This window comes from Kocuria salsicia (assembly GCF_039532055.1).
Taxonomy (GTDB): domain Bacteria; phylum Actinomycetota; class Actinomycetes; order Actinomycetales; family Micrococcaceae; genus Kocuria; species Kocuria salsicia.
In genome coordinates this window covers 25107-45239 of the sequence record NZ_BAAARF010000010.1, presented here as the reverse complement: position 1 = coordinate 45239, position 20133 = coordinate 25107, and the positions used below count along the sequence as shown (strand labels likewise).

Below are 20133 nucleotides of genomic sequence, written 5' to 3'. Positions count from 1 at the left end.
CTCACAGGCGGCCTTCCTGCACCGCCGCCGCGATCGTGTCGAAGGCCGTGATGGTGCTGAGCAGCATCCACGCGTCCTGCGGAACCGGCCAGCTGGAGAGCTTCACGGCGACCACGCGGGCCGGGCGGTTCACGTAGATCATCTGGCCGTGGATGCCCAGGGCGAGCACCACGTCCGAGCCCTCACGGGGAATCCAGAACTGGTTGCGGTACATGCCGCCGGGCATCCGGGTGTCCGTGGGGGAGTCTGCGAAGACCTGCCGGGAGTCCGGTGCACCGGTGAGCGTGTCGTGGATCCACTCGGCCGGGGTGACCCGCGCGCCCGTCATGGACACGCCGTCGCCCAGCACCACGCGGCCCACACGGGCCATGTCCCGCAGGGAGGCAGAGATGCCGCCGTCGAACATGCCTGTGCCGGTGGAGTCCACGCCGATGTTGGCGTCCTCCTCCGCGCCGATGCGGCTCCACAGCAGACGGGACATCAGCTGAGGCATGCGCGCGCCGCCGGCGGCCTCGCAGATCCATCCGAGCACGTCGGTCTCCGCCGAGCGGTACTCGAACAGCCCGCCGTGCTCCCGGACCTTCTGCAGACCCAGGAGGAACTCGTACATGCTGCGCGGGCCCGGGTGGGTCCACGCCTTCCAGCCGATGGCTTCCTCGAGCTGGCGCACCTCGGCGTCCGGATCCGTGTACTCCTCGGAGAACCGCACGCCGGTGCGCATGTCCAGCAGCTGGCGCACGGTGGCGCCGGCGTAGCCGGAGTACGCGAGCTGCGGCACGTACGCGGTCACGGGCGCGTCCGGGTGCAGCAGGCCCGCGCCCCACAGGGAGCCGGCCACCAGGCTGACCAGGGACTTGCTCACGGACATCAGCAGATGACGGGTGCCCGGGGCCATGCCGCTCGGGTAGTGCTCCGCGAGCAGGCGGCCGTCGTGCTCCACGAGCCAGCCGTCCGTGTACGTCCAGTCCATGACCTCCCGCACCGTCAGGAACCGGCCATCCACCGTGACGAGGGGCAGCTCATCCACGGGGGCGGGTGCGCTCTCGAACGGGGCGGTGGGTGCCGCGGCGCGCGAGATCACGGCGGTGGGCAGGATGTCCGCGATGTGCTGGAAAGACCACGCGAGCTGCTCGGGCGTCTGCCAGTTGTTGAGAGTGACCCCCGCGCCAGGAGAGCTACTGGTTTCGCTCAGCAAGTCAGGCCTTCAAACCTGCGGATCCCCTGGCCCCTGCCGGGCGAACCAGGGGAGTCACGGCGTACATGTTCCGGAAGGACTCGATCAGGTGCTTGGCCCTGATGCTCAGGCCGAGCCCGTCCCGCGTGGCGCGCTGCAGCCGTCCCACCGAGACGATGATGCCGAGGTCTGCGCCCTTCCAGCGGAACTCGCCGGGACCGTAGATCCGCATGAAAAAGACTTCCGACGAGTTCTGGAGCTGGTGCCAGTCTAGTGCCGCGCGGCGGAAGACCAGTTCGCCGTCCGCGTTCACGAAGTACTGGCCGGTGCGGGGCGCCTTGTCGATCCGGGCCACCCCGGGACCGGTCTCCTTGACCACTGCCTGGCTCCACACGTCCACGGCCGCGAGCTCGGCCCAGCGCTCGTTGATCTCGTCCACGTCCAGCTGGACCTCGACGTCCATGTACTGCAGCAGGTGGAACAGGAACAGTGGGATGTCCGCGTATGCGCCTGCCGTGACCTGCGTGATGGCCGTGGCGCCGGAGATGCGCGGGTTCAGCTCGCCCAGGTAGACGTCCTTGGTGTCCGTGTCCACAAGCACGTCCACCTCGAAGAAGCCCTTGTAACCTTCCTGGCCCAGGCGGTCGCCCAGCCGGCGCACCATGCCTGCGGCCACGGCCCGAGTCTCGTCGTCCAGGACATCTGGGAAGGTTTCGTTGCCGCACCAGCCGCCGCGGTAAGGGGTCAGTTCCGCATAGCCTGTGAGCTCGGTCATGAACGGGCCCACGATGGTGCCGGCGCTCGTCTGCACCGCCTCCACCGCCACGGGCACGTTGTTGATGCGCTTCATGACCTTGACCTCGTGGCCCACGATCTCGCCCGAGTGCTTCTCCCAGTCCTCCTCCGAGGCGATGAAGAACGTGGTCTTGCCGGAGTCCCCGTAGGCGGTCTGCACCACCAGGTCCGTGCCCAGCCCGTAGTCCTCGGACTGCTCGCGCAGGTCGTCCCATGAGTCCACGGTGGTGAGGACGTTCGGCACGGACGGCACGCCCACCTCGTTGCCGAGGCGCGTGGTCACGAGTTTCGAGTCGAGCATCTCGCGCAGCTCCGCCTTGGGCAGGATCAGGTCGTAGCCGAGCTCCTCGCAGATCTCCTCCGTCTCCTCATTGAAGAAGACCAGGGCGATCTTGGGCCGGTTGCCGTGCGGCGTGCGGGACTCGATGTGCGCGCGCACCTCGTGGTGGCGCAGCAGCCAGTTGTTGATGTCCTCGCCAGACTCGAACTCGCGGGCCGGCTTGTCCTTGGGCGTGAAGATGCGCGGGTGGGCTCCGTCCCAGCCGTCGTAGTACGAGACGTAGGACAGGTTGCGGACCCAGCGGTCCAGGCCCAGCAGGTTGAACGGCGTGGCGCCCACGAAGAACACTGGGACGTCGTTGACGCGGAAGAAGTGGCGCACCTCGGACATGTTGCGCAGCACCCGGCGGGTGGGGCCGACGACGTCGAACGGCACGTACTTGGCGTCCGCCGCCACCCCGTAGCCTCCCGCGGAGGTCTCCGGCGAGTCGTCCACGGAGCCCGGGCGGCCGGTCTCCGGCTCGGCAGGCACGTCCTCCGGCAGTGATTCGACGGGGGGAGTGGCGAGGTCTGGCCCCGCGGCGTCGTCGACGGCGGGCGTGGCGGCCATGGTCTGCGAGACCTGCGCCCGCAGCAGCTCCTCCTCCGACGCACCCCGTCCTGAAGTCCCCTGAGTTTCCGAACGACCTGCGGTGTCGGTCACAATGACCACTCCTCTGCATCGATGTGAGTTCCGTTTATACAGGCCGCCGTTTGTGAGGAGCAACACAGAGGAGCCGAGCACGGGTAATTGCGCACAACGTGTCGTGATGTGGAGAGCCCGCGCGGCGATCAGGGCCAGAGCGATCATGCTTTCGGATGATATCGGCCCTGGTCATGGGGACGGTGCGTGCGACGTGCGGGGGCGGGACGCCGTCCATGCGAACCGCGACCCGCGCGGGCGGACGAGACCGGCGCGAGCCAGGACCCCCCCATCACGCGAGTGCCCCGGAGGAGCGGTACTCCTGCGGCGTCATCCCCGTCTCCTGCCGAAACCGACGGTTGAAGTTCGACTGGTTGCCGAAACCAGCCTGGAAGCACACCTGCCCGATGGGCTCCCGCGTGTGCAGTAGCAGGCGGCACGCCTCAGAGACTCGCAACCGCCTCACGGTGCGGGAGAATCCACCGCCCGTGGCGCGTGTGAACACCCGGGAAAGGTGCGATGGGCTGACCGCCAAGTGCGATGCCGTCTCCTCCAGCGTGAGACCCGTGGAGAGACGATCGTGGAGGTAGGCCAGTGCGGCGTTGTACAGGTCGGATTCTGAGGTGCCCAACGGTGCCTCGATGATGTGCTGGGACACCAGCCGCCGGTCCTCCGCCGGGGCGCGAACGAGAATGTCCAGCAGTTCCAGGAACAGGGCGAACCGTTTGATCTCCCTGGTGTCTCGGATGGCCCGGAGGGCATTCTCCCCCTGGTCACGGGTGGATCCCGTGAATTGAACGCCCCGCCTCGCCTCGTTCAGCAGATTCCGCACAGCCCCCAGATCTGGGACTCGCTCAGCCAGCTCGAGGAGAAGGCCGGGATCAGCTTGAACGAGCACGTCCCGGTCGTGGACGACGCCGCCGGGGTCCAGCGATGACACCCAGTTGTGGGGCAGCCCCGAGCCGATCAGGTAGAAGGCACCCGGGCCGAACGCGTGCACGGAGTCGCCGATCTGCGCCGTGCCACTGGACGACGTGATGAGGTGGATCTCGATCTCCGGGTGGTGGTGCCACCGGGCCAGGGGATGGGGATAGTCGTGGTCGAACGACCGGAGCGCGCTGGCTGATCCCATGACGACCAGTTCGTGAACGGATTCATGGAGGGGAGCGGGCAACCCTTCGCGCACCTTTCACCATCCTCGTCTGCCGCACGGTGTGGCGTTGCGTGGCGGCACCACACGCAGTGCCGCCACGCAAGGCGAGTCTAGGCGCCGTGGTCAGCTGTCGAAGGTGATCTGCAGCTTGGTGTCGGTGGGCCGGCCCTCGGCACCGCGGTCGAACACGGCCACAGACTCGTCCACCGGAAATGTGCCGGTCACAAGGCGGGAAAGGTCGACTCCCGGCCCGGCCGCAAGGTCGATGGCTTTCTGGTAGACGTTGGCGTACCGGAAGATGGACTCCACCCGAAGCTCCTTGGACTGGATCTTGACCACGTCCAGCGGGACCTCCTGGGTGGGCATGCCCACGAGAACCAGGACCCCTCCGGGGGCAGGCAGATCCCACAGGGTCTTGTACGCGCCGGCGGCGCCGGACGCCTCGAAGACCGCCTGCGGACCCCACCCGTCGGTGTCCTGGCGGATGCGCTCGCCCAGGTCCTCCTGGGACGCGTCCACGGTCACGATGCCGTCGAGGTCCGCCACGAGGGCCAGCTTCTCCGCGGCCACGTCCGAGATGTAGACGCGGGAGGCGCCGCCGTTGAGCGCCGCGATCGCCGTGAGGATTCCGATCGTCCCGCAGCCCACTACGGCGGCGATGTCCCCGGGCTTCAGCTTTGCCTTGGTGGCCGCCTGCATGCCGACCGCGAACGGCTCGATGAGGGCACCTTCGGCGTAGGTCAGCGCGTCGGGCAGCTTGTAGGTGTACTCCGCCGGGTGGAGAACCTCCTCCGCGAGGCAGCCGTCCACGGGCGGGGTGGCCCAGAAGCGCACGTCGGGGTCCACGTTGTACATGCCCTCGCGGGACGCGCGCGACCGGGGATTGGGAATGCCGGGCTCCATGCACACCCGGTCCCCGGGCTGCAGGTGGGTCACACCCTGGCCGACTTCGAGCACCGTTCCCGATCCCTCATGGCCCAGCACCATGGGTGCACGGACCACGAAGTCCCCGATGGCTCCGTGGGTGTAGTAGTGCACGTCCGAGCCGCAGATGCCCACGGTGCGCATGCCGATCTTGACCTCGCCGGGACCCGGGGCGCCGGGGCGCTCGATCTCGTCGATGGTGATCCTGCCCTGCTCCTGCAGGACGACGGCTTTCATGGTCTGGCTCATTGTCGTCTCCTTCTGGCCGCACGCAGAGACCGTGCGGCGGGTCGTTCGTGGCTGGTGGTCCGGCAGGTTGTCGGGCGGTCAGGCGTCGACGACGACGCGCTGGCTGCCCGGCGCGCCGTGCTCCGCCCGGTACGCGGCCTTCTCCTCCCGTGAGAGCTCCCGGCCCTGCTCGTCCGTGATCCCCGGCTGGGGCGGGTGGATGAAGAACGTGGTGACCGTGCCGAGAAGCATGAGGGCGGCGTACACCCAGATCACGCCGAGCGAACCGAGCAGCGGATGGAACACGGTCACGATGGCCGGGCCGAGGAACGTCGTGAGTCCGGAGGCCAGGTTGTGGGCCGAGATGGCGGCTCCTCGGTGCTCGGGTGCCAGAGCCGGGAAGATGGCCCCCATGGGGACGAAGGCCGTCACGGAGGCGGAGAACAGGACGCCGGCGAGGTACATCATGAGCAGGTTGTCCCCGAAGAACAGGGGGAAGTAGCCGAAGGCCAGCGTTGCGAGGGCCATGCCCACGAAACCGAACCACCGCATCTGGCGCATCCACCCGAAGCGGTCACCGAGACGACCCCAGATGATGTTGGTGAGGATCTGGACGGCCGACGTCACGGCCCACAGCCGCATCCACTCCTCCTGCGTGAACCAGGTCTGCGAGTCCGAGTACACCCCGGTGAGGTAGAGCGGCATCATCAGCGGGAACCCGTACAGCGTGAGGTTGCACAGCACTCGAATCACCACGGAGAGGCAGATCTGGGGTTTCTCCGCGAGGATCGTGATGCCGCGCAGCAGCTCACGGGTCTTCTCCTCCCGGGTGAGCGGCTGGTTGACCAGAGCGTCCTTGGGAGCACCGGGCACCAGGAACAGGCAGATCAGAGTTCCTGCGCCCACGAACGCCACGCTGAGCCACAGGGTGGCCATCTCGCCGATCGCCGGGACGGTGAGGGACGGGATGAAGGCGCCCAGCGTTCCCAGCCCGATCGAGAAGGCCGCCCAGAACCACCCCATGGCGCTGGCCAGCTTGCCGGGCTCCGTGGACTCGGCGATCAGCACGACGAACGAGTACATGAACAGCGGGTAGGCGATGCCCCGCAGACCATAGGTGATCACTGCCAGGGTCGGGTCGCTGATGCCCACCAGCAGGAACAGGACGTGCAGGGCAATCCACAGTGTCCCGCCGAGCAGCATGAGGCGTTTGGGGCCGAAGAGGTCTGCCAGGACCCCCGTGGTCCACGCCGCGAGCGCAGCCATGAAGCCGTAGACGGTGAAGCACAGTCCCGCCTGCTCCGGGGTGAAACCCTGCGCCGTCACGAGGTAGCGGGAGAGGAACACGAGATCGATGCCGTCGCCGGTCATGAAGATCGCCAGCGCCACGTAGCCGAAGACCAGCTTCTTGGGCATGCCGAAGATCAGGGGTGTGCCCTGAGGCGACAGTGTGCTCTGAGGTGTCAAGAGGACCGCACTCCTTTGGGTGGTCTCGTGTGAACGTGTCGTCGTTCACAGACCTACCCCACCAGATCAGCTGCCGGCGGCCCAGTGCATGCGATGTCTGAAATCAGTACTTTCTTGCAGCGTTCCGTGTCCGGCGCACCGCCGCCTCCTGACCCGGCCCCGCGGCGTCGTCGTCCTCAGGTGCTCGGCTGGGACGTGCCGTAGTAGCTGCCCAGGAACTCGTCCCTGTACTCGAAGTAGGTGTCCGCCTCGATCGCGGCGCGGGCGCCGGCCACGAGGTCCAGGACGAAGCGCTCGTTGTGGATGGACGCCAGGGTGGCGGCGTTGCGCTCCTTGGACTTGAACAGGTGCCGCAGGTAGGCACGCGTGTAGTGTGTGCACGTGTAGCAGGGGCACGTGTCCGAGATGGGGGTGAAGTCCCGCTTGAAGCGGATGTTCGTGAGGTTGAACCGGCCCGTGGGCGAGTAGACGGCCGAGGAGCGGGCCACTCGAGTGGGGGAGACGCAGTCGAAGGTGTCCACCCCGTTGTCGATCGCGGTGAAGATGTCGTCCGGCTCGGAGATGCCCAGCAGGTGCTTGGGGGTGTTCTCCGGCAGCTCCTCCGTGCACCAGCGCACGATCGTACCCAGCTGCGACTTCTCCAGCGCGCCGCCGATCCCGAAGCCGTCGAAGCCCATCCCGGAGAGGTCCCGGCAGGCCTGGCGGCGGAGATCCTCGTACTGTGCGCCCTGGATGACGCCGAACAGTGCCTGGTAGGGCTTGTGGGCGCGCTCCTGCGTGAGCCGGTGGTGCTCGTAGACGCAGCGCAGCGCCCACTTCCGGGTGCGCTCCAGCGCGACCTCCTGGTACGCGCGGGTGTTGTGGAGGGTGGTGAGCTCGTCGAAGGCGAACATGATGTCCGCGCCGATGTTGTGCTGCACCCGCATCGACACCTCGGGGGTGAAGCGGTGCAGGTCACCGTTGAGGTAGGACCGGAACCACACGCCGTCGTCGTCCACCCGCGCCATGCGCTTCTGGCCCGGCGCCATCTGCGAGTCTCCCAGGGGGCTCGCGCCGGTGGACATGTCGATGACCTTGCCCAGACCCGAGCCCAGGGACATCACCTGGAACCCGCCGGAGTCCGTGAAGGTGGGGCCCGGCCAGTTCATGAAGGTGCTGAGCCCGCCGGCCTCGTCCAGGACGTCGTCCCCGGGTTCGAGGAACAGGTGGTAGGCGTTCGCGAGCATCGCCTGCGCGCCCTCCGCCGCCATGGACTCGGGCAGCACGGCCTTCATCGCGGCCTGGGTGGCCACGGGGATGAACGCGGGCGTCTGGATCTGACCGTGCGGCGTGGTGATGGTTCCGGTGCGCGCCTGGAACTGCCCGCCGTTCTCGCGGATCCGCGCCTCCGGCACACCCTTGCCGTCACGCAGACGGGTGTGGAACTGGAAGCTGAACGCGGGAACGGAGTCTGGGGAAGGCACACCACCATTGTGCCGGACCGCGGAATCCCCACGGTGCCGCTTCCGGCGTGACGACGCTGATCCCGCAGAACAATCCCTGGTGCATTGCCGGTGCGTCCCGCCACCGGCCTCCCATCGCTGTCCCTCGCACGGCCGCTGACGGCACTCCACGAACACCCCCGAGTCGATTTCCTGACGGATTCGCCGCCCTACACGCAGGTCGGCCTTGAAACTCTCAGGGGCCGTCGTCAGGTCACGGACGAATACCTCGTCACACTGGCCGCACTTGCCGGGGTGGAGCTCGCAACCTTTGACCGGGCGCTGGGCGCGAGTCATCCGGAGCACGTCCCCCGTCTGGACTGACTGCGGGCCACCCGGTCTGTGCGGGGCACCGGATCGTGGCCAGCCGGGCAAGGGTGTCAGCCGCCGTGCGATGCGTGTCCCAGCCGCTGGGACACCTCGTCCGCCGCGGCGGTGCACGTTGCCGCGATCTGCTCCACCTGGTCCTCCGTGACGCGGTAGCGCGGCGCCGCGATGATCACGGCGGCCACGAGCTCGTCCCGGTGGTCGAAGACGGGCGCGGCCACGCCCACCTCGTCCACGCGGGTCTTGCCGTAGTTCACGGCCACCCCGGCGGCGCGCACCTCGGTGAGGGCCTCCAGGTAGCGGGCGACGGCGTCGTCGGCCGCGGAGTGGTGGGTCACGGTCCCCGCGAGCAGAAGGGCGCGGACCCGCTCCGCGGGCTGGTGGGCCAGGAAGATCTGCACGGACGAGCTCAGGGCGGTGTCGTACCGGGTGCCGAGTGGAATCGTGTGCCGGATCTCCTGCGGACTGGGGATCTGCTCCACGCACACGGTCTCGGAGCCGTTCCAGACCACCAGGGCACTGGTCTCGCCGGTCTGCTCGGTCAGCTCCTGCAGCACTGGGTAGGCCACGCGGCGCTCGTCCAGATCGGCCAGCAGCGGCCCGGCCAGGGTGATCAGCCCGAGCCCCAGACGGTAGCGGCGGCTCTGGGGGTCACGCTCCACCAGGTGCTCCTGCTCGAGGGTCGCCAGGATGCGGGAAACGGTGGACTTGTGCAGCCCCACCCGCCCGGCGATGTCGGTGACACCCAACAGGGGATCGTCGTGGGAGAAGCAGCGCAGCACGCTGACTGCGTTGGCGATGACGGGGGTGGTGCGGGAGTCGGCTGCGGACTCGGATCTCGGGGGTGCCATAGGACTTTACATTCTTGCGCAGATGGGGCCGGAGCCACGGCAGGCCTCGGGGGTGGCGCCGTGCGGACACGGTGCCACCCCCGCGGTGCTACGACTGACTAGGCCGGGATGATGTTGTGCTCAGGACCGTAGGGGAACTTGGTGATGTCCTCCGTGGTGTCCTCCCCGATCACCACGATGTCGTGCTCGCGGTAGCCTCCGGCACCGGGCTCGCCCTCCGGGATGGTGATCATCGGCTCCATGGATACCACCATGCCCGGTTCCAGGACGGTGTCGATGTCCTCGCGCAACTCCAGTCCCGCCTCGCGGCCGTAGTAGTGGGAGAGCACGCCGAAGGAGTGCCCGTAACCGAACGTGCGGTTGGCGAGCAGCCCGTGGGAGATGTAGATCTCGTTGAGCTCCGCGGCGATGTCCTTGCACACCGCACCCGGTTTGATGAGCTCCAGGCCCCGCTCGTGCACCTGCACGTTGATCTCCCACAGCTCGCGCGAGCGGGCGTCCGGCTCACCCAGGAACAGGGTGCGCTCCAGGGCCGTGTAGTAGCCGGAGGTCATGGGGAAGCAGTTCAGGGACAGGATGTCCCCGCGCCGCAGCTTCCTGGTGGTGGCCCAGTTGTGGGCGCCGTCCGTGTTGAGCCCGGACTGGAACCACACCCAGGTGTCCCGAACCTCGCGCAGGGGGAACGTCCGCGCGATCTCGTGCACCATGGCCTCCGTGCCGGCCAGTGCCACCTCGTACTCGCTCACCCCCTCGCGGATAGCCTCCCGGATGGCCTCGCCGCCGAGGTCCGCGATACGCGCACCGTGGGTGATGACCGCGATCTCCTCCGCGGACTTGATCATGCGCTGGCGCATGGCGTCCAGGGAGACGTCCACCAGCTCGGCGTCCGGGAACGCATCCTGGATGCGTTGACGGTTGAGCAGGGGCAGGGCGTCGTCCTCCACACCGATCCGCCGCGCTGTCACGTTGCGCTGGCGCAGCACCTCCTGCAGTGCGAAGTAGTAGTTGTCCCGGCGCCAGTCCGTGTAGATCACGTTCTCGCCGTAGCTGGTGCGCCACGGCATGCCGGCGTCGATGTTCGCGGTCACCGTGACCGAGTCCAGTGCGGTCACCACGAGCGCGTAGCTGCGGCCGAACGTGGTGAACAGGAAGTCCGAATAGTACTTGATGCCGTGGTAGCTGGTGAGGATCACGGCGTCGATCTGCCGGGCGGCCATGATCGCGCGCAGTCCGGCCAGGCGGCGCTCGAACTCGGCGTCCGAGAAGGTCAGCTGCTCCTTCTCGCCGTTGTGCATGACCTTCAGGCGGGCCAGCTCGGAGACGTCGGTGGCTTCCGTCGTGCGCGTGGCTTCGGTGGCGGGTGAGGTGTTCATGATCCTCCTTGGTGGTGTGCTGTCGTGTTCTGGTGGGGTGGTCGTTCTCGCCTGGACGGGGGACTTCTCGGGCGGGGTGGCGGGTGAGGCGGGGGACGACGACGCCGCGCGGCGTCGCCCCCGGTATGGCGGTCAGTCGGTCAGGGGCTTGTCGCACGTCTCGTGGGAGAAGGCGACGGCGACGAGCGAGACTGCGGCGGCGACCATGAGGTACCAGGCCGGCGCGAGATCCGAGTCGAAGGCTGAGATCAGCAGCGTGGCCATGAAGGGGGCGGTGCCGCCGAAGACCGCGTTGGACAGGTTGAAGCTGACCGCGAAGCCGCTGTAGCGGATCCGGGTGGGGAACTGCTCGGCCAGGAAGCTGGGCAGAGTGCCGTCGTTGAGCGTGAGCATGGCCCCGAGGAGCACCTGCACGAGCAGCACCACCGCGAACGTGCCCTGGTCCAGGAGCATGAACAGCGGCACCGTGAAGAGGATGAAACAGATCCCTGCGGCCAGAAGCATCTTCTTGCGGCCGAAGCGGTCCGAGGCCAGGCCCGTGAGGAAGATGAAACCGATGTAGGACAGCAGTGCCAGGGACGTGGCCAGGAAGGATTCCGTCTTGCCGAATCCGATCTCCTCGGAAAGGTACGTGGGCATGTAGCTGAGCAGCATGTAGAAGCCGACGGCGTTGAGCAGCACCGCGCCGCACGCCCGCAGCAGGGTGGCCCAGTGGTGGCGGAACATGTCCCTCACCGGGGCCTGGATGACCTCGTCATCCTTGGCGAGCTCCTGGAAGACCGGAGTGTCCTCGAGCTTGGTGCGCACGTAGCGCCCGATCAGGCCCATGGGGGCGGCCAGCAGGAACGGGATGCGCCAGCCCCACGAGTTCATCTGGTCCCCGGAGAGCAGTGCGGACAGTGCGGCCACGAACAGCGAGCCGAACAGCAGACCGGCTGCGGTGCTGGCCGGAACCACCGCGGCGTAGATTCCGCGCCGGTTGGACGGGGCGTACTCGACCAGGAACGCGGAGGCGCCAGCGTACTCGCCCGCCGCGGAGAAGCCCTGGACGATGCGCACGATCAGCAGCAGGATCGGGGCGAAGATGCCGATGCTCGCATGGCCGGGGATCAGGGCCATGCAGAACGTGGCGCCCGTCATGATCAGGATGGACAGCGAGAGCGCGGTGCGCCGGCCCAGCTTGTCGCCCAGGTGGCCCCAGAAGAAGCCGCCCAGGGGCCGCACGAAGAACGAGATGGCGAACAGCGCGAACGTGGCCAGAAGCGCCGTCTGCGGATCGGAGTCCGGGAAGAACACGACGGCGATGGTCGCGGCCAGGTAGCCGTAGATCGCGTAGTCGAACCACTCGACGAAGTTGCCGATGAAGCTCGCGGAGATCACGCGGCGTCGGGTGGCGGCCGAGACCGGGGCAGACGGCGCCTCGGGACTCCCCGCCGCGGGCGCGGGTTGGGCTGTGGCTTCGTGGGTCATGGGTCCCCCAGGGTGTGATGTTGCAATGTCTGCAACGCGGTTGCTTCAAAGTAGTAGTGGCCGATCGTTCCGTCAAGGGGTAGAGCTCTGTCTGCTTGCCGGATCGAGAGCGGGTGAGCGGCCTACTCCTCACAGAACACGCGTGTCGTTACGGTCGTGTTGCAACACCGTTGCGAGCGAGGGAACGATTTCCTGGGTGGGTGCGGACGGGGGGACGCATCTGAGGGAGAATGGGGCGTCCCCGTGTCACCCCGTGGAAAGGCGCTCCAGCACACGTGAGTCAGATTTCCGAGTTCTTCACGATCCAGCCGTCCCAGCGCGACCACGTCCCGGCGGCGCGGATCGCCCTGTCGGTGGCGATCCCCCTGCTGGTGCTGCTGCTCGTGGACCGTACGGACCTGGCCATCTACGCGGCGTTCGGGGCCTTCACCTCCATCTACGCGCGCAACGAACCCGCCCGCGCACGTGCGGCACACCAGTCCTGGGCGGGTCTGCTGGTGGTGCTGTGCGTGATGCTGGGTGCTCTGCTGTCGGACGTGGGGGCACCGGAGCCTGCGGTGCTGGCCGTCACGGCGGTCGTGGCCGGGGTGGGTGCGCTGCTTGCGGCATACCTCACGCTCAAGCCGGCGGGCTCGCTGTTCTTCATCTTCGCGACGGGGGCGATCGGCACGCTGCCCGACGCGGCCCCCGTGTGGCAGGCCGGTGCGGTTGCCGCCGTCTCCGCAGCACTGTCCGTGGGCCTCGGTGCCGCTTTCACCCTCGTGGGCGAGGGCGTGCGGGGCCACGTCGCACCCGTTCCTGCGCACCACGGCCTGAGCTGGGCGCAGCTGTGGGCCCACGCCGGGCGGTTCTTCGTAGCCACGGGCCTGGCCGCGGTGCTGGGCAGCTTGAGCGGACTCTCCCACAGCTACTGGGCCATGGTGGCGGCCGCGGCCCCAATTGCCGCGCCGGACCTCACCGCCCGCACCCTGCGCGCGGTGCACCGCGTGATTGGCACCCTGGGAGGTGTGGGGGTCACCGCGTTCCTGCTGTCCCTGCAACTGCAGAGCTGGCACATCGTGGTGTTCGTGATCCTGCTGCAGTTCCTCGCGGAGCTGTTCGTGGGGCGCAACTACTCCGTGGCGCTTCTGTTCATCACCCCGCTGGCCCTGCTGATGACCGAGCTCGCGAACCCTGGCGGGGCGTCCTCGCTGCTGCAGGCACGCGCGGTGGAGACGGTCATCGGTGCCGCGTGCGGACTCGCTGTGGTCTACGTGTTCCGATCACGCGAGGAGCGCATCGCGGACACGCAGGCCCTGCCGCTCATCCGGCAGGCCACTGGAATGATGCCCAGGGTCCCGACGCGGGACGAAGACTGAGAAGGCCTCAGCGGCCCCAGCCGGCGTGGGCGATGGCCTGGCGGATGAGGTCCTCGCGGCCGCCCTCGAACTCATCCTGGACGTCCAGCGAGAGGGCCTCGTCCGGGGTCATCCACGAGAGCTGCAGCGCGTCCTGGCGGGGCTCGCACTCACCGCGCACGGGGATGATGTAGCTCAGCGCCACGGCGTGCTGGCGGTCGTCGGTCAACCCCGTCTCGGACGGGGACGGGAAAAACTCCGAGACCGCGAACGGCACCGTGGTGGAGGGCATCTGCGGCATCGCCAGGCGCCCGAGGTCCTTCTCCAGGTGGCGCAGCAGCGCGGCGCGCACCGTCTCTCGGTACATCACACGCCCGGAGACGAACGTGCGCACCATGCGGCCTTCGTCGTTGGCGGTGAGCAGCAGCCCGATCTCAGAGAGACACCCCAGTGGGTCCAGGCGCACGGGAATGGCCTGGACGTACACGATGGGCAGCGTGGCGCGTGCTCGGTTGAGGTCCTCTTCGCTGAGCCAACCAGGGTTCGGGTCCGGTGTGCGTACTGAACTCATGAGTCGTTTCTACCCTCGTCACACCCTTTCGGGCCAGAGCGGATTCGCGTGCCGCGCCGGGTTCAGCGGTCAGCCGAAAGCGCCGCGGCCTCGAGGACCGTCCACGCCTGCACCTGGGTGCTCAGCTCCACGGGGGCTCCGGTGCGCTGGGTGTCGTTCGCGTGGCGGGAGGGCTCCGGGGAGAACACGGCCACCGTCTCGTGATCCACGGTCTGCGCGGTGACGCCGGGCCGGGAGAAGTCCACGTCCGGGTCGAACTCACGGCGGCCGTCCCACAGGGCGTCGGCGGTGGCGGCGACGAGCGCGCGAGCAGTCATGCGCGCTGTCGGCTCCAGCTGCGACGACGACGCCGCCTCGCCCAGGTAACGCGCCAGGATCCCGGTGAACAGCCCGGCGTCTCCACCGCCCTGGCCCTTCAGGACGGGCAGGCCGTGCGGTCCCTCGACGGTGAACTCGCGGGCCGCCCCGTGGACGAGGCGTGCCGCACGGTCCAACCACAGCTTCCGCTGCGCCGGGTCCGTCACGTGCTGCGCGAGTTCGAGCGCCGCACCCAGGACCGGTCCACTGTTGTACGTGTACACGTGCGGGTCCACGGCGGTCGTCTCCGTGCCGGAGCCCGCCGCGATCAGCCGGACACCGTCCAGGAACACGCCGCGCTCGGCGTCGAAGAGCGTGTCGAAGAGCCACATCAGCAGGGCGTGGGCCTCCTCGACGCGGTGCATCCGCAGGAAGCTCAGCGCCACCGGCGCCGTGGACGCGGTGTTCTTGTAGTCGCGGGTCGTGTTCCACCACGAGCCGCCGCCCAGATTCTCGTCGCACCCCGCCTCGAGTCGCCTGGCCAGCGCCACGCCGTCGTCCTTCACCGTGCGCGTGGTGCGGCCCGTGGCCGCGACGTCCTCGTGGCGCAGCCTGCCCAGCGCGAGGGACAGCCAGGCCATGTCGTCGAAGAACACGTTGTTCGTCACCCGGCCGCCGCTGTGCACGGCGATGCCCCGCAGCAGCTGGTGCGCGCGGGAGCGGGCCAAGGCGGCGGCGTCGGCGTGAGCGGCACGGCGCTCGCGGGCGGCGGCGTCCAGGAACGCCTCCATGAGGTGCGCCTGCCACCAGTAGTGCCAGGGGCCGCGACGCGGGTGCGGGAATGCGACGGCGCCCAGGTACGTGCCCGGCACGCGGAACGCCCGGGAGCCGAAGAGGTGGTCCACGGAGTGGGCGGCCTTGGCGGCCCGGTGGGCGGGGGACTCGGACATGGCGGGGCTCCTGCGACGGCGGACGGGGTGTCCCAGAAGCCTACCGGGCGCCGCTGCGGGGGGGGGGGGGGGGGGGGGGGGAAGCTCAACGCATTCGGTTGGAAGGCCAAGTGGTACCTCCAGGACACCCTGGAGGAGGCCGGGATCGAGTACCGCAAGGGTCGGCTGCCGCCGCGTCCCTTCGTGGAGGTGGACGGGATGCTCTACACCGGGCAGACCCCCCCCAGTCCGCGGACGCGCTCGCCGCGCGGATCCTCGCGGACTTCTCACGAGAGCACGCGCGGGACGCGCGGGCAGTCCGGCTCGTAGCCCAGGCTGGTGGTGCAGCCGGGATGTAGGTAGCGCGGGCTGTCGGCGGAGGAGGACGGCGTGGCGCCGCGGCGTCGTCGCGCCCTTCAGACCAGAGCGCTCTGCCAGCTCGGCGCTGCCGCCTCAGGCCAGCGCGGCCCGCAGCAGGGGGTCCGCGACCTGCTCCGCGAGCCATGGGCTGAACGCGAAGGGGGCGTCCGCCACTGCGCTCGCGAGGCGGGCCGGGTCCACCCAGGCGTACTCGACGACCTCCGCGGCGGCGGGCTCTGGCTCGGCATCGGTGAGGCACACGTAGACCGGGCAGAACTCGTTCTCCACGATCCCGGAGGCGTCCGTGGCGCGGTAGCTGAACTGCGGCAGGATCACCGCGAGGTCCCGGACCTCCATCCCGAGTTCCTGGCGGGCCCTGCGGGCGATCGCGTCCTGGAACGGCTCGTCTGGGCCGGGGTGGCCGCAGAAGCTGTTGGTCCACACGCCGGGCCAGGTGCGCTTGTCCAGCGCGCGGCGGGTGACCAGCACCTGGCCGTCCGTGTTGAGCACGTGGCACGAGAACGCGAGGTGCAGCGGGGTGTCCTCTGTGTGGACCTGCGACTTCAGGGCCGTGCCGATCGGGTGGTGCTGGTCGTCCAGGAGCACCACGTGCTCCGGGCTGCTCTGCTCGTTCACGAGGCCACCTCACGGTCGTGTGCTAGTTTCCAGCCCATGGTATCGGCAGGGGGAAGGCGTTCCGGGAGGCGCCGCGTGACCCCTCCGCTTCGCACGGTCCGCGGAGTGGGCCCCACCCGGGTGCGGATGCCGGGCCCGGGCGCCCCCGACCCGGTTCTGGCGGCCTGCGGGATGCCGGCCACGGCTGTCGAGTACGTCGCCGCCCGTTTCCCCGACGCCGCCGCCTGGTTCGCCGAGCAGGTGGCCGCCGGTCGTGTGGTCGGGGACGGCGGCGTCGTCGTGACCCCGGAAACGCCCTACGACCCCGGAGCGTCCGTGTGGTTCCACCGCCCCGTGCCGGACGAGGACGCCCCGCCCGTCACGCTGGAGGTGCTGTACGCGGACGAGTGGATCATCGCCGTGGACAAGCCGCACGGGCTGTGCAGCACGCCCAAGGGAGAGAACGTGCGCCGCTCGGTGGTGGTGGCCGCGCGCTGCCAGTTCCACAACGACGAGATCGCCGCCCTGCACCGCCTTGACCGCTCCACCGGAGGGGTGCTGCTGCTCTGCAGGCACGCCGAGGACCGGGGAGACTTCCACCGGATGTTCCAGGAGCGCACGGTGCGCAAGACCTACTGGGCCGTGGCCCGAGTGAACGACCGTGTGGACCGCGAGACGGTACGGGTGGAGTCGCGGATCCGCAAGATCCAGGGCGTGGTGCAGGCGTTCGAGGAGCCGGGCGAGGTCAACGCCGTCACGGACGTCCGGCTCGCGAAGCGCTTCACGGATGACGACGGCGAGTGGGGTCTCTACGAGGTGGCGCCCCTGACTGGGCGGACGCACCAGATCCGGGTGCACATGACGTCCCTGGGCCTGCCGCTGCGCGGAGACAAGCTCTACCCCGACCCTCGCGAGGACTTCGACGTGGAGGACCCGGACAACCCGCTGCAGCTGATCGCCCGGTCCATCGCGTTCACGCACCCCAGGACGGGGCGGGAGACGGTCGTCGAGTCGCGGCTGACCCCGAGCAGCCACGAGGCGTGGCGCAGGGGGCACGCGGCACTCGCGGAAGGGCCCGTGGGGATGCTTGACAGGAATGCGTCGTAACTTTTCCGTTATGTTGTGATCTGTTGCATACGAATGCAGTTTCTGCGAGGTAGCGTTACCCGCGGGTCTTCCCCCCTCATCGGGCCCACGTGCCGGAGATGCTGTACTCCTTCAGCTCCGGACGGCGCGCATCCGCCGCCACCAACTGTCCTCACCGTGTGCACCCGCGCGCTGCCCCGTGGCCAATTGTCACGGCGTCCTCGCGAGCGCCCACCCTGACGAAACGGGCCCCATGTCCTCTCTCAACTCCTGCCCGCGCCGTGCGCGGAACCCGCTGTCGGCCACCCTGTCCGGTACCCTCGCCGCGCTGCTGCTGGCCGTGGCCCTGCTGATCGCGGGGCTGAGCACCGCCGCACCCGCGAGCGCCGCCGGGAAGGACATCGTCACAGCGTCCGCGGCAACTCGTACCGCGGACGCCCAGAAGATGCTGTCGCTGATCAACGCGCACCGCGCGTCCAAGGGGCTGTCCCCCGTGAAGTACTCGGCGTCCCTGTCCGGAATCTCGCAGGGGCAGTCGGACCGGCTGGTCAAGCAGGAGGTCATCGACCACTCCAACACGTTCCTCACGGACCCGCGCGCCGGTTCCTACACGGCGGTGGGGGAGATCCACGCACTGTCCTGGCAGCACTCCGTGACCGATCTGGTGACGTGGTGGAAAGGCTCCACCGCGCACAACAAGGTGCTCACCGACCCCAAGATGCAGGTCATCGGCATCGGCCTCACCTACGTGGACGGATCCCTGACCGGCAATGGGCAGGGCTGGCGGCTCGTAGGCACCGTCGACTCCTACGGCTACGCGAACGGCGGGGGACCGGCGGATGCGCGCACCACCGTGGCGGGGGGCGCGTCCCAGCCCACGAAGGTGGCTCCCGCCGCTGCTGCTCCCGTGGTGAAGGGCTACACCGTGCGCGGCGGGATCAAGACCCGCTACACCGCGCTCGGTGGAGCAGCCGTCTTCGGCCAGCCGACCATGAACGAGCGCGGCGGACTGGTCCGCGGTGGCGTCTACCAGAACTTCCGCACCTCCACCGGAGCTGGCTACAAGTTCCTCTGGTCCTCCGCAAGCGGCGCACACGCGGTGAAGGAGAGCGGGGCCATCGGTCGGGCCTGGCAGAAGGCCGGGTACGAGCGGGGCTGGGGCTACCCCACCACCGAGGAGTACAGCGCCGGCAACGAGGTCCGGCAGCGGTTCTCCAACGGGTACGTGGCGCACTGGTCCCGCGTGACCGGGAAGACCTGGGTCACGCGCTGACGGCGGCAGCGGCAGCGGTGGCGCGGCCCGGTTGGTGACGACCCTGCCCGGTGTGCGACGTCGTTGGCCGCGGCTTCGGGACCCCGCCAGCCTGCTGCCTCAGCGGGAAGCGGGTCGCTTTGGCGAAGGCGTGGGGTCGCCGAGATCCCGTCGCCCGGAGCTTTCGGCGGGGCACGACGTCGTCGGCCGCAGCCCCGGGCGCCGCGTCAGCCCGCGACCTGGCACCGTGGACACCACGCGATGGTGCGCAGGTGCTGGACCGCAGTGCGTGAGGGTGCGGGATCTACGGTGAGCAGGGCGTCGTCGATCTCCCCGCGCTTGAGCTGCACCCCGCAGCGTCGGCACGGCTGACCATCCCTGCCGTAGGCCCAGAACAGGGGGCGGCCCTGCGGCGCCTGGCCCACGGTGGAGCGCATCGAGCGGTCCTTGTTCAGGTGCAGCAGCTTGTGGGCGAGCACGACGATCTCGCGCAGCCTGCCCTCCGGCAGGGAGTCCACCCGGGCCCACGGGTTGGTGCGGGTCATGAACAGCACCTCCACGCGGTAGACGTTGCCGATCCCCGCGAGGTTGCGCTGGTCCATCAGGGCGGTGCCGATCGCCCGGTCCGGCTGTGCGCTCAGCCGGTCCAGGGCCTTCTCCAGGTCCCAGTCCGGCCCGAGGATGTCCGGGCCCAGGTAGCCCACGAGCTCCTGGTCCTCCAGCCGGGTGGGCACCAGGCGCACGTCCTTGACGTCGAAGCCCACGGCTTCCACGTCCTTGGTGCGCAGGATCGCGCGGATGGTGTGCGAGCCCTGCCCGACGGACACGTCGGCGCTGATCCGGGTGCGCGACTCGGCTGCGGAACGCACGCTGCCGCCTCGCCGGGCCTGTCCGCGCGGGCGGTAGGGGCTCGCGCCGGGCCGGCTCCGTTGCAGGCCGCCCCGCCCAGACGACGACGTCGCCCTGCCTGGTCCGCGTGCATCTGCGCCGCTCCTACCCGCGTCGGCTCCGCTGGTGCGGGGCTCCCCCAGGTGCCCGGCGTCGTCGTTGTGAGCCCTGTCGAAGACCCGCCATGTGCCGTCCATCATCAGGTGCGAGTGCAGGGTGAGGGGCTCGGCACCGGACTTCATCTCCTCAGTGTTCGGGGCGGCGGAGAGCCGGATCAGGATGTGCTTCCCGCGCGGCACCACCGCCACCACGGTGCGCCCGGAGACGTCCGAGGTGGCAAGGGCGGGCACCCGGAAGTCCGAACTCTCGATCACCGCACCCTCCAGCGCCTCGCGCAGCATCTTGCACTGGCGGTAGACGGAATCGCCTTCGGGCACGGGGCCTCCTGGGTTGTGGGTGTGGCGATCAGCGTACGTCGTGACTCCCCAAGCGTGGCCGAATGGCCCTTGTGGACGGCGGGGCCCGTGGTGTCGCGGATGGTCGATCCAGGCGTGCGGCCACCCCACGGATGGCGCGGATCACCGCGTCCTGCCG

Annotated in this window: 16 protein-coding genes; 3 read left to right on the top strand and 13 right to left on the bottom strand. The window is 69.1% G+C overall.

The features are described from left to right. Window position 1: 1 nt before the first annotated feature. The 9 genes from ABD264_RS09290 to ABD264_RS09250 form a co-directional block, all read right to left on the bottom strand. Window positions 2-1195, bottom strand: a complete 1194-nt coding sequence (locus ABD264_RS09290) for a serine hydrolase domain-containing protein (RefSeq protein WP_094393115.1) — start codon at window positions 1193-1195, stop codon at window positions 2-4. Between the two features lies 1 nt (window position 1196). Then, complete coding sequence (locus ABD264_RS09285) at window positions 1197-2951, bottom strand: biotin carboxylase (RefSeq protein ID WP_344205687.1); 1755 nt, start codon at window positions 2949-2951, stop codon at window positions 1197-1199. 271 nt (window positions 2952-3222) lie between these two features. After that, the gene (locus ABD264_RS09280; RefSeq protein WP_303104661.1) at window positions 3223-4062 is read right to left on the bottom strand and encodes an AraC family transcriptional regulator; all 840 of its coding nucleotides are present in this window, start codon (window positions 4060-4062) and stop codon (window positions 3223-3225) included. Between the two features lie 144 nt (window positions 4063-4206). Further along, window positions 4207-5256, bottom strand: a complete 1050-nt coding sequence (locus ABD264_RS09275; RefSeq protein WP_344205684.1) for an NAD(P)-dependent alcohol dehydrogenase — start codon at window positions 5254-5256, stop codon at window positions 4207-4209. A gap of 78 nt (window positions 5257-5334) precedes the next feature. Further along, complete coding sequence (locus tag ABD264_RS09270; RefSeq protein ID WP_344205683.1) at window positions 5335-6702, bottom strand: MFS transporter; 1368 nt, start codon at window positions 6700-6702, stop codon at window positions 5335-5337. A gap of 176 nt (window positions 6703-6878) precedes the next feature. Continuing rightward, complete coding sequence (gene tgt, locus ABD264_RS09265) at window positions 6879-8165, bottom strand: tRNA guanosine(34) transglycosylase Tgt (protein WP_425554317.1); 1287 nt, start codon at window positions 8163-8165, stop codon at window positions 6879-6881. A 398-nt stretch (window positions 8166-8563) separates the two neighbouring features. Next, the gene (locus ABD264_RS09260; RefSeq protein ID WP_055086268.1) at window positions 8564-9361 is read right to left on the bottom strand and encodes an IclR family transcriptional regulator; all 798 of its coding nucleotides are present in this window, start codon (window positions 9359-9361) and stop codon (window positions 8564-8566) included. A 98-nt stretch (window positions 9362-9459) separates the two neighbouring features. After that, window positions 9460-10734, bottom strand: coding sequence for a M24 family metallopeptidase (locus tag ABD264_RS09255; RefSeq protein ID WP_055086270.1), 1275 nt, complete (start codon window positions 10732-10734; stop codon window positions 9460-9462). 132 nt (window positions 10735-10866) lie between these two features. Further along, on the bottom strand, window positions 10867-12204 hold the full coding sequence (locus tag ABD264_RS09250) for an MFS transporter (RefSeq protein ID WP_144828295.1): 1338 nt from the start codon (window positions 12202-12204) through the stop codon (window positions 10867-10869). 275 nt (window positions 12205-12479) lie between these two features. Here ABD264_RS09250 and ABD264_RS09245 point away from each other — a divergent pair, with 275 nt between their 5' ends. Next, a complete protein-coding gene (locus tag ABD264_RS09245) occupies window positions 12480-13562 on the top strand; it encodes an FUSC family protein (RefSeq protein ID WP_344205678.1) in 1083 nt (360 codons plus the stop codon). Between the two features lie 7 nt (window positions 13563-13569). On the opposite strand, the gene ABD264_RS09240 is transcribed toward ABD264_RS09245, so the two are convergent. From ABD264_RS09240 to idi, 3 genes are all read right to left on the bottom strand, one after another. Further along, complete coding sequence (locus ABD264_RS09240) at window positions 13570-14112, bottom strand: NUDIX hydrolase family protein (RefSeq protein WP_055086277.1); 543 nt, start codon at window positions 14110-14112, stop codon at window positions 13570-13572. A 62-nt stretch (window positions 14113-14174) separates the two neighbouring features. Beyond that, entirely contained in the window at window positions 14175-15359 is a 1185-nt protein-coding gene (locus ABD264_RS09235) for a glycoside hydrolase family 76 protein (RefSeq protein WP_144941133.1), read from the bottom strand. Between the two features lie 432 nt (window positions 15360-15791). Beyond that, the gene (gene idi, locus ABD264_RS09230; protein WP_055085530.1) at window positions 15792-16334 is read right to left on the bottom strand and encodes an isopentenyl-diphosphate Delta-isomerase; all 543 of its coding nucleotides are present in this window, start codon (window positions 16332-16334) and stop codon (window positions 15792-15794) included. 75 nt (window positions 16335-16409) lie between these two features. Between idi and ABD264_RS09225 the strand changes: the two genes are divergently transcribed. Next, window positions 16410-17420: a pseudouridine synthase gene (locus tag ABD264_RS09225; protein ID WP_344205675.1), complete on the top strand. Its 1011-nt coding sequence runs from the start codon at window positions 16410-16412 to the stop codon at window positions 17418-17420. A 232-nt stretch (window positions 17421-17652) separates the two neighbouring features. Continuing rightward, on the top strand, window positions 17653-18672 hold the full coding sequence (locus ABD264_RS09220; RefSeq protein ID WP_344205673.1) for a CAP domain-containing protein: 1020 nt from the start codon (window positions 17653-17655) through the stop codon (window positions 18670-18672). 206 nt (window positions 18673-18878) lie between these two features. Here the strand turns inward: ABD264_RS09220 and ABD264_RS09215 are convergent, their stop codons facing one another. Continuing rightward, entirely contained in the window at window positions 18879-19976 is a 1098-nt protein-coding gene (locus ABD264_RS09215) for a DNA-formamidopyrimidine glycosylase family protein (RefSeq protein WP_303104637.1), read from the bottom strand. Between the last annotated feature and the right edge of the window lie 157 nt (window positions 19977-20133).